The organism is Pseudomonas sp. LARHCG127, from assembly GCF_052871455.1.
On sequence record NZ_JBIXJT010000009.1, the window covers coordinates 260511 to 270309 of the forward strand.

Here is a 9799-nt window from a genome sequence, read left to right on the forward strand (position 1 = left end):
AGAGAGATGGATGAACAGTTTTTCGTTGACGTTATTCCCGGTACTGGCCCTCGCGTCCCTGCTGCCCTCCGGCGCCCAGGCGTCTCAAGCGGGCCAGGTCTTTCGTGATTGCAAGGACTGTCCGGAAATGGTCGTGCTGCCCACCGGCACCTTCCAGATGGGCACCCCGGAAGACGAAGTAGGCCGCGAGCCCGACGAAGGCCCGATACACCCGGTGACGTTCGCCAAACCGCTGGCGATCAGTCGCTTCCAAGTGCTCAAGGGCGAATGGTTCGCCTACCTGCGCGACACCGGCTACACCATGCCCGACGGCGACGAGCGCCCCGGCCGGGCATGCAAGGCCGGCATCCCGGACTACCAGGGCAGCGACCCACGCAAGCAGTACACCGACCGGCACCCGGCGGTGTGCATGGACTTCGCCGAGGCCAATGCCTACGTGGCGTGGTTGTCGAAAAAGACCGGCAAGCAATACCGGCTGGTCAGCGAATCCCTGCGCGAGTACGCGGCACGCGGCGGCAGCACCGGGCCGTTCCCCTTCCCGTTCGACGAGGGCAAGGACTACAGCATCGCCCAGCATGCCAACACCTACGGCGCGGCCGACGGCTACAACTTCACCGCCCCGGCCGGCAGCTTCGCACCCAACGCCTTCGGCGTGTATGACATGCACGGCAACATCTATGAATGGACCGCCGATTGCTACAACGAAAACTACGTGGGCGCCCCGAGCGACGGCAGCGCCTGGCTGACCGGAAAATGCGAATTCAAACGCATCCGCGGCAACGACTGGGGCGAGGCGCCGGTGTTCTCCCGCTCCGGCAACCGCAATGCGCTGGTGCCCGGCGACCGCGGCGACTGGATCGGTTTTCGGGTGGCGCGGGATATGTAGGCGCCCCCTGTGAGAGCAAGCTTGCTCCCACATTATGCTTGCGGTGAACACAAGACCGATGAGCATCAAAAGTCCCTTGTGGGAGCGAGCTTGCTCGCGATGAGGCCGGCACATCCACCCTCTTCATCGACTGTAACCCCAAAAAAACGAAGACAAAAAAAACGACGCTTCCCATTTCTGAAGAAGCGCCGTTTTGTCTAAGTGAACAGCATCACGCACAAGGCAGGTCTATTTCATTCCCGCAAGAATCAGAACTCCGGGGTGTACTTCACGCTGAACATCAGGTTGCGCGGATCACCGAAGTTGTTGTTGCCATCAAGCTGGTTGTAAGCGGGCGTTATGTACGTCTTGTCGAACAGGTTGTTGGCATTGAGCGCCAAAGCGATTTCCGGCGTCAGCTGGTAGCCGACACGGGCATTCCACACGGTATAACCCGGTACGTCGGTCTTTTCCTGGTAAACCAGTGTGTGGCTTTGGGTGGTGAAGCCCAGGCCAGTGCTGACACGGCTCCAGTCGCCGGTCAGTTGGTAGTTGCCCCATACGCGCAGCATGTGTTTCGGCGTCCAGCTACTGAAGACAACACCGTCCTTCCCCGGCTCCTCCAGGTACTTGGTGGTGTTGTAGGTGTAGCCCGCGAACAACTGCAGATTGTCTACCACTTCACCACTGATTTCCGCATCGAAACCCTGGCTGCGCACTTTCCCCGAGGCTGCCGAGCAATACCCTCCCTCACACACCATCCCGCCGGCGATGTCTTGGATGGCGCGGTTCTCGTGATCGTAACGGAAGACAGCCAGGGAGGTATTGACCCGACCGTCCATCAGCTCACCCTTGAGGCCGACTTCGTAGTTGGTGCCAACGATGGGCTTGAGCACCGAACCGCTGGTATCGACCTCGGTCTGGGGCTGGAATACATCGGTGTAGCTGGCGTACGCCGCCCACTCACGGCTCAGGTCATAGATGATACCGCCGTAGGGCGTGACCACCCCGGTTTCAGTTCCGGTGTTTGCCGTGTAGGGGGTAATACCGGCTGAGTCTTCGGTTCTCGACTTGTAGCTGAAGTCATACCAGCTGACCCGGGAACCCAGCACCAGCGTCAGATCATCGATCGGCTTGACGCGCCAAGTGCCATACACACCCTTCTGGCGGATATCGTACTTACTGAGGACGCCCCGCCCGCCCGGGCTGTTGATCAGACTCTCATAGCTGATGTCCGGACGGTTATTGTTCAGGTCGAAGATGGAGTCGCTGGTGCTGTTGAATGTACGGGCGTAGCGATCATCCGTCTCCAACTGCGAGAAGTTGCCGCCGAGCATGACTTCCTGCTCCATCGACAAGGCTTCGAACTTGCCGATCAGGTTCATGTCCAGACCAGACTTCGTGGACTGGAAATCAGTCACGAAATCGGCATATTGCACGCCACTGCCATCAGGCAATAGACCACCACCCCTTTGCACTCGCTGGTTTTTCGCCTGGTTGTCTTCAGTCATGTACACGGCACCCACCTTGAACGCCCAGTCATCGTTGAACCGATGCTCCAGGTCGGTGTAGTAGGTGGTGACATCGATTTCCGAACGGTTCCACCGCGCCCCCGTATAGGTCGAACGCGACACGTCCGGCATCGACCCGTCGGCGTAGCGTGGCAGGCCACGGATGTTGCCGCGCGATTCGCCGTTGGATTGGCTGACTGCAAGGCCCAGGGTGGTGTCTTCGCTCAGGTCGACATCCAGCGCACCGTACAGCGAATGGGTCTTGCTCCACGCATGATCGACGAACGAATTGCTCTGGTCTTCGTCGATGACGACACGGCCGCGGATATTGCCGGCCTGGTTCAGCGGGCCGCCAGCGTCCAGTTGCAGGCCGTAGTGATCCCAGGAGCCGGCCTTGCCGGTCAGGGTTACGGTCGGGGCATGCTGGCCACGCTTGCGCACCAGGTTGACGGCACCGCCGGGGCTGCCAGTGCCTTGCAGCAAGCCGGCCGCGCCGCGCATGATTTCCAGGCGGTCGAAGAAGATCAGGTCCTGGGTCGCCCAGTTGCCCAGCGAATAGTTATTGCGCAGGATCGGCACGCCATCGTATTGCCAATCGTCGATCTGGAAACCCCGTGACGACAGGATCATGCCTTGGCCGACGCCCTGCAGGCCGACGATGCCGGTGGTCTGGTTGACGGCGTCCTTGAGGCTGACCAGGTTCTGGTCATCCATCTGCTTGCGCGTCATCACGGTGATCGACTGGGGAATTTCCTTGAGGGTGTGGGTGCCCTTGCCGAGGGTCACGGCCTTGCTGGTGTAGGAATGACTGCCTTCGGTTGTCGCGTCCAACGCTTGTGCACTGATGGTGGTCGCACCCAGCTCAAGGCCTCCCGTGGCAGGGCTGTCGATACTGACGTCTTGCGCCATTACCTGAGTGCTGAGGGGCAGTACACAGACCCACCCCAAACCTGCCAACACCCGCCACGAACGCAGGCCGCGGGACATGACGAGTGCCTTGAACAGAGGTTTCAACTCATGAATGGATGACATCGTGCTCTCTATTATTGGTCGAAGTAAAAGTCCATGGGGCCGAAGGGCCCGCCGCTCGCCGGCACACGTGAACCCGCACCGTCGATTGCCCCAGGGCAATGTGTCAGGGCGTGGCCGACCCGATGTGCCCACATACCTAAATAAGACGCAGCATCTGCCAAAACCGGAATGACTTTACTTATCATTCGCGAAAACGATCAAAAAAGGCCGGCGCTGTTGGGCGCCGGCCTTTTTAATCCTGGACTCCATGAACACAGCCCATACCAGGGCTGCGAACACACCTGTGGCGAGGGAGCTTGCTCCCGCTGGGCCGGTCCGACGCTTCGGGCGAAGCGGCCCCAAGTTTTTACGGTCGCTGCGCAACCGAGCGGGAGCAAGCTCCCTCACCACAATTGTGTGTCAGCCGGTTCCTCGCTAAATCCCCCTCCCGTCCAATCGTTCTACAGATGGGCGCGACCCAACCCGGCGTGCCGCCGTCCTCCAGCCCATGCGGTGAATGTCCCCGCGATGGCGTTCGTCCTTTTCATCTTGCAGGGAAACCTCCATGAGCCAACCAAAACGCGGGGTGATCAATGAATTGTTCACCCTGCTCAAACCCTTCCGGCTGATTGTCATCGGCGCCATCCTGCTGGGCATGGTCGGTGGCCTGAGCGTCACCGTGCTGCTGGCCACCATCAACCAGGTGCTGCACGCCGAAGGCGGGCTGAGCCACACCGTGGTGGGCGTGTTCGCCGGGTTGTGCCTGCTGGCCCTGATCAGCTCCATCTGTTCCGACATCGGCACCAACTACGTTGGCCAGAAGATCATCGCCAAGCTGCGCAAGGAACTGGGGGAAAAAGTCCTGTCGGCGCCGATCCAGCAGATCGAACGCTACCGCAGCCATCGCCTGATCCCGGTGTTGACCCACGACGTCGACACTATCAGCGATTTCGCCTTCGCCTTCGCCCCCCTGGCCATTTCCCTGACCGTCACCCTTGGGTGCATGGGGTACCTGGCAATGCTGTCGTGGCCGATGTTCCTGATGATGGTCGTGGCGATCATCATCGGCACCGTGGTGCAGTACATCGCCCGCGGTCGGGGGATCAAGGGCTTCATGGAGGCGCGCGACTCCGAGGACGAGTTGCAGAAGCACTACAACGCCATCGCCGAAGGCGCCAAGGAGCTGCGCATCCATCGCCCTCGTCGGCAACGCATGTTCGTCTCGGGCATCGAGCACACCGCCGACAAGATCTGCGACACGCAGATCCGCTCGGTGAACATTTTCGTGATCGCCAAGACCTTCGGCTCGATGCTGTTCTTCGTGGTGATCGGCCTGGCCCTGGCCCTGCAGTCGCTGTGGCCGAGCGCCGACAAAGCGGTGATGAGCGGTTTCGTGCTGGTGTTGCTGTACATGAAAGGCCCGCTGGAACACCTGATCGGCACCCTGCCCATCGTCAGCCGTGCGCAAATCGCCTTCCGCCGCATCGCCGAATTGTCGGAACAGTTTTCATCCCCTGAACCCCACTTGCTACTCAACGACCAAGGCCAGCCGAAAACGCCGGTGCAGACACTGGAACTGAGCAATGTGGCCTACAGCTTCCCGGCGGTGGAAGGCGCCGCGCCGTTCCGCCTGGGGCCGGTGAACCTGAAGATCGACCAGGGCGACATCGTGTTCATCGTGGGTGAAAACGGCTGTGGCAAGACCACGCTGATCAAGCTGCTGTTGGGCCTCTACGCGCCGCAGCAAGGGGAAATCCGTCTCAACGACCACGCCGTGACGGCCGTGACCCGCGATGACTATCGCCAGTTGTTCACGACGATTTTTGCCGACTACTACCTGTTCGACGACATCGTCCAGGGCGACACCCATATCCCGGACGACGCCAACCAATACCTGCAACGCCTGGAGATCGCCCACAAGGTCAGCGTGCGCGACGGCGCCTTCACCACCACCGACCTGTCCACCGGCCAGCGCAAGCGCCTGGCGCTGGTCAATGCGTGGCTGGAAGAGCGTCCGGTGCTGGTCTTCGACGAGTGGGCGGCCGACCAGGACCCGACCTTCCGGCGAATTTTCTACACCGAGCTGCTGCCGGATCTCAAGCGCCTGGGCAAGACCATCATCGTGATTTCCCACGACGATCGTTACTTCGACGTGGCCGACCAATTGGTGCGCATGGAAGCCGGCCGCGTCATCACCGAACTGCAACCCGCGTAAATAATCACGATTCTCATTCTGGTTTTTCTGGGGTGGTGCGTCCTAATTAAGAATTGATCACAACTACACCCTATTAAAACTAAAACCTGCAAGAGTGAAACACATGCCAGCAACTCCGGGGATTCCACGTTTTACCAAGGCACTGATCATGCGGCGCCTGCTGCAACCAGGCTTCAGCGCCACCGCGTTCAGCCTGGCACTGGCCATGCCGTTCAGCGCACAGGTCCAGGCACAGGAAGTCGACCTCAACATTGCGGCGCAGTCGCTGGCGAGTGCCCTGCAGGCGTTGAGCAATCAAACGAACATGCAAGTGCTCTACAGCGCCGATGATGTCCAGGGCCTGCGCAGCCAGCCGGTCAGTGGCCGATTGTCGCCGGCGCAAGCGCTGTCGCAGATGCTGGTGGGGACCGGCGTCATGTTCACCCTCCAGGGCAACACGGCCAGCGTGCGCGCCAGGACGTCGGGGGATTCGCTGGAACTGGGCGCCACGACCATCACCGGTAAAACCGCGGAATCGGCCTACGGCCCGGTGGACGGCTACGTCGCCACCCGCAGCGCCACCGGCACCAAGACCGACACGCCGATCCTGGAAATCCCGCAGACCATCAACGTGGTCACCGCCGACCAGATCGCCGTCCAGGGCGCGCGCAACCTGACCCAGGCCCTGCGCTACACGCCGGGCCTGAACACCGGCGGCTTCACCGACCGCAACGCCATCGCCGACGAAATCACCAGCCGTGGTTTCTCACCAACCCCGTTGTACCTCGACGGTGCCTACCTGCCCTATGCCGGCAGCCTGGGCGGTGCACCGCAAATCGACCCGTACACCCTGGAGCGTATCGAAGTGCTCAAGGGCCCCTCGTCGGTGCTGTACGGGCAGAACCAGCCGGGCGGCCTGATCAACATGGTTTCCAAGCGCCCGACCACTGAACAGCGCAGCCAGATCAAACTGGGCGCGGGCAGCTATGACCGGGTCAACGGCGCGTTCGACACCAGCGGCCCGATCGACGACCAGAAGGAATTCAGCTACCGCGTCATCGGCGTGGCGAAAAAAGGCAACCAGCAGGTCGATCACACCCACAGCGAGCGCATGCTGCTGGCACCGAGCCTGACCTGGGCCCCCAACGAAGACACCTCGCTGACGGTGCTGGCACAGATCCAGAAGGACGACGGCCTGGAAGACTACCAGGCGCTGCCGCGGATCGGTTCCCTGGAGCGCGGCCCCAACGGCCAGCGGATCGACCGGGACTTTTTCTCCGGCGACACGCGGTGGAACGACTACAAGCGTGACCAGTTCATCCTCGGCTACGACTTCAGCCACAACCTCACCGATGACCTGAAATTCCGCTCCACTGCCCGCTACACCGATGTGCGTGACCAGTACCGGGGTTTCTACCTGCGCAGCTTCGTCACCACCGGTGGCGTGACTGACCAGACCCGGGCCAACCGCGTAAAACTCGACTGGCAACAGCACAACACCGCCTACACCGTCGATAACAACGTGGAATACAAATTCAACACCGGCGCCCTGGAGCACACCACCCTGGCGGGCGTGGACTATCGTCATTTCAACCGCAAGTACGACGGTTACAACGCATACAACGTGGTGCCGATCGACCTGTACGGCAATAACAACAACTACGACACCGGCAGCGTAACGCCGACGCTGGACACCCAATGGGACAACACCGTGCGCCAGACCGGCGTCTACGTGCAGGACCAGATCAAGCTGGACCAGTGGATCCTGACCGTGGGTGGCCGCCAGGACTGGGCCGAAGTGGACAACAAGGACTTGCTGGCGGGCACCGTCTCCTCATTGCGTGACAACAAGTTCACCGGTCGGATCGGCCTGACCTATGTCACCGATTTCGGCCTGGCGCCCTACATCAGCTACTCCGAATCCTTCCTGCCAACCGTGGGCACCGACGCCGCTGGCGAGTCGTTCAAGCCGACCGAAGGCGAGCAGTACGAAGTGGGTGTGAAGTACCAGCCGTTCGACAAGACGATGATTACCGCCTCGGTGTTCCAGATCAAACAGAAGAACCTGGTCACCGCCGATCCCTCCGATCCGCAGAACTCGATCCAGTCGGGCCAGGTGCGTTCACGGGGCGTTGAACTGGAAGTCAAATCCACCCTCGACAACATCGACGTGATGGCCGCCGCCACCTACCTCGACTCGTTCTACACCAAGGACAACTACGGCAACGAGGACAACCGCAGCGAGCAACAGGCACCGTTCTCCGCCACGCTGTGGGTTGACTATCACTTCACCCAGGCCACCCTCAATGGCCTGACCTTCGGCGCAGGCGCCCGTCACACCGGCCGCAAGCCGGGCGACGCGGCCAACTCGTTCGACGTACCGGCCTTCACCGTGTTCGACACCACGATCAGCTATGACATGGGCAAGGCCACTTCGAGCCTGCGTGGCGTCACCACCAGCCTGAACGTGCAGAACGTCTTCGACCGCGAGTACGTGTCCCACTGCAACTACTCGTTCGGCTGCTACTACGGTCAGGAACGCGTGGCCTCGCTGGACGTGACCTACGACTTCTAAGCAATACCGCACACAAAAAAACCGGGCCTGGTCCTAATGCCGATCAGTTAAGCGAAATAAAGCCCGGCAGTAACCCTGTGGCGGGGGGGGGTGGGCCCGCGGGGGGGGGGGGCGGGGGGGGGGTTGGGGGGGGGGGGCCGGCCAAGGGGGGCAAGCGCCCACAGCCCGAGGGAGCTTGCTCCCGCTGGGTCGCGAAGCGGCCCTGTTTTTGGGGCTGCTACGCAGCCCAGCGGGAGCAAGCTCCCTCGCCACGGTTTGTGTGTTTGCCCGTGCTATCCACTTAACTGACAGGCATTAGGCCTGGCCCGGTTTTTTTGTGCCTGCAAATCTTGAAGTCATCCCAAAAACACTGTGGGAGCGGGCTTGCTCGCGAAGACGGCAGTACAGTCAACATCGATGTCGTTTGACCCACCGCTTTCGCGAGCAAGCCCGCTCCCACAAGGGATTTGTGGCGTGTGCAAATCCTGAGGCCACCCCACAGGGAACGGTGGGCCTTCAGGCAGTCAGTGCAATCCGCAGCGCCTGGCTCAGTTGCCCATACACCTCGTCAATCTCCGGCACCACGCTCTGCAAGCGCAGGTAGTCGTGGATCAGGCCGGTGTATTCGATCAGTTCCACGCTCACCCCCTGCTCCTGCAAACGCCGCGCGTAGGCGCGGCCTTCGTCCAGCAGCGGGTCATGGCCGGCCAGGGCGATCAGGGCCGGGGCCAGGCCTGGGCAACCGGGCGCCAGCAACGGCGAGAACCGCCAGTCCAGGCGATCGGTGGGCTCATTGGCATAGTGCCGGTAGAACCACTCGAGGGTGTCGCTCTCCAGCAGATAACCTTCGCCGAACAACTCGGTGGACGGACTGCTGGTGGACGCATCGGTCACCGGGTAGCAGAGCAATTGAAAGCACGGCTTGACCGCCAGGGAGGCGGGTTCCAAGGCCGATTGCAGCGCCAGCACCGTCGCCAGGGTCGCGCCGACGCTGTCGCCGCCGAACGCCACGCGACTGATATCCAAACCCTCGGCGTGGGCCTGCCGGGCCAGCCAGTCGAGGGCGTCGGCGCCGTCGTTCAGCGGGGTCGGGAAAGTGTGTTCCGGGGCCAGACGATAGCCCACCGACAACACCGCGCAGGGTGTCCGCGCGCAGAATTCGCGGCAGACGCCGTCGTGGGAGTCCAGGCTGCCGACCACATAACCACCGCCGTGAAAGTACACCAGCACCGGCAGCGCCTGGGCCGAAGCCGTGGCGGGACGGTACAGGCGCAGCGCCAGCGTCGCGCCGTCACGGGTCGTGAATGAGTGAGCGGCGCACAGCACATCCGCCGGAGCGCTCCAGCGCAATTGCACCGTGGTGCGCTCGAACGCCTCACGGGCCTGGGCCGGTGTCGACAGGTGAAACGGCCCGGGGCCCTCGGCCTGGCTTTCTTCGGCCAGGTCGAGGAAGGCATTGAGTTCCGGATGCAGGGACATCGCAGGGGTTCCTTATGAAAAACCAGGGGTAAAAGATGAGCCCTCAGGCTCATGCAAAACCCTGTGGCGAGGGAGCTTGCTCCCGCTGGACTGCGCAGCAGGCCCAAGTTTTTGTTCCAAGACAAAATGCTTGGGGCCGCTTCGCGACCCAGCGGGAGCACGCTCCCTCGCCACAGAGGCAAGAT

At 61.8% G+C, this 9799-nt stretch carries 5 protein-coding genes; 3 read left to right on the forward strand and 2 right to left on the reverse strand.

Going from position 1 to position 9799, the window contains the following annotated elements:
* Positions 1 to 10: 10 nt before the first annotated feature.
* Positions 11 to 886 carry a dihydropyoverdine dehydrogenase gene (pvdO, locus tag ACIPQ1_RS17685; protein WP_250963138.1) on the forward strand — a complete coding sequence of 292 codons (876 nt, stop codon included), beginning with the start codon at positions 11 to 13 and terminating at the stop codon, positions 884 to 886.
* 248 nt (positions 887 to 1134) lie between these two features.
* On the opposite strand, the gene ACIPQ1_RS17690 is transcribed toward pvdO, so the two are convergent.
* Positions 1135 to 3408, reverse strand: a complete 2274-nt coding sequence (locus tag ACIPQ1_RS17690) for a TonB-dependent siderophore receptor (protein WP_446534519.1) — start codon at positions 3406 to 3408, stop codon at positions 1135 to 1137.
* Between the two features lie 544 nt (positions 3409 to 3952).
* Here ACIPQ1_RS17690 and ACIPQ1_RS17695 point away from each other — a divergent pair.
* Positions 3953 to 5602 (forward strand): cyclic peptide export ABC transporter, encoded by a 1650-nt coding sequence (locus ACIPQ1_RS17695; protein WP_250963136.1) that lies wholly within the window; start codon positions 3953 to 3955, stop codon positions 5600 to 5602.
* Between the two features lie 103 nt (positions 5603 to 5705).
* Entirely contained in the window at positions 5706 to 8156 is a 2451-nt protein-coding gene (locus ACIPQ1_RS17700; protein WP_250963135.1) for a TonB-dependent siderophore receptor, read from the forward strand.
* Positions 8157 to 8651: 495 nt separating this feature from the next.
* Here ACIPQ1_RS17700 and ACIPQ1_RS17705 read toward each other — a convergent pair whose 3' ends face one another.
* Complete coding sequence (locus tag ACIPQ1_RS17705; RefSeq protein WP_446534520.1) at positions 8652 to 9614, reverse strand: alpha/beta hydrolase fold domain-containing protein; 963 nt, start codon at positions 9612 to 9614, stop codon at positions 8652 to 8654.
* Positions 9615 to 9799 lie beyond the last annotated feature (185 nt).

Excerpts from the sequence above, each read along its gene's own strand:
- pvdO (WP_250963138.1), top strand. The coding sequence starts at position 11 with ATGAACAGTTTTTCGTTGACGTTATTCCCGGTACTGGCCCTCGCGTCC.
- ACIPQ1_RS17690 (WP_446534519.1), bottom strand. The coding sequence starts at position 3,408 with ATGTCATCCATTCATGAGTTGAAACCTCTGTTCAAGGCACTCGTCATG.
- ACIPQ1_RS17695 (WP_250963136.1), top strand. The coding sequence starts at position 3,953 with ATGAGCCAACCAAAACGCGGGGTGATCAATGAATTGTTCACCCTGCTC.
- ACIPQ1_RS17700 (WP_250963135.1), top strand. The coding sequence starts at position 5,706 with ATGCCAGCAACTCCGGGGATTCCACGTTTTACCAAGGCACTGATCATG.
- ACIPQ1_RS17705 (WP_446534520.1), bottom strand. The coding sequence starts at position 9,614 with ATGTCCCTGCATCCGGAACTCAATGCCTTCCTCGACCTGGCCGAAGAA.